1 protein-coding gene is annotated in these 430 nt (G+C 50.5%); it reads right to left on the bottom strand.

Features of this window, described 5'->3' with window-relative positions:
* A partial coding sequence (locus JQK88_RS35765; RefSeq protein ID WP_246750198.1) for an alpha-amylase family glycosyl hydrolase occupies positions 1-430 on the bottom strand: 430 nt, incomplete at both ends.

Raw genomic sequence — 430 nt, 5'->3', positions numbered from 1 at the left:
ATATAACGCGCCAAACTGATACTCCTGCATATCCGCCAGCGTGGCATAGCCGGTGTGGTTCATCACGACATCAAAGAGAATACGAATACCGCGCTGATGCGCGCTATCAACCAGCGTCCGTAGATCGGCTTCACTGCCCATATTGGCATCAAGATTCGTCCAGTCCTGTGTGTAATAACCATGATAGGCATAATGCGGGAAATCACCGTTTGTACCGCCGCCGACCCAGCCGTGAATTTGCTCAAATGGGGCGCTTATCCATAAAGCATTAACGCCCAACTGCTGGAGATAATCCAGTTTGTTGGTCAGGCCGCGTAAATCGCCGCCGTGAAAAGTGCCAATTTCCGCCATACCGTCTTTATGACGTCCGTAACTCTGGTCATTACTGGGATCGCCGTTTTCGAAACGATCTGTCAGCACAAAGTAAACC

It is taken from the genome of Mesorhizobium caraganae, assembly GCF_016836705.1.
GTDB classification, from domain to species: Bacteria; Pseudomonadota; Alphaproteobacteria; order Rhizobiales; family Rhizobiaceae; genus Mesorhizobium; species Mesorhizobium caraganae.
Note: the sequence above shows the minus strand (reverse complement) of the source record. Positions and strands in the feature narration are given on the sequence as shown.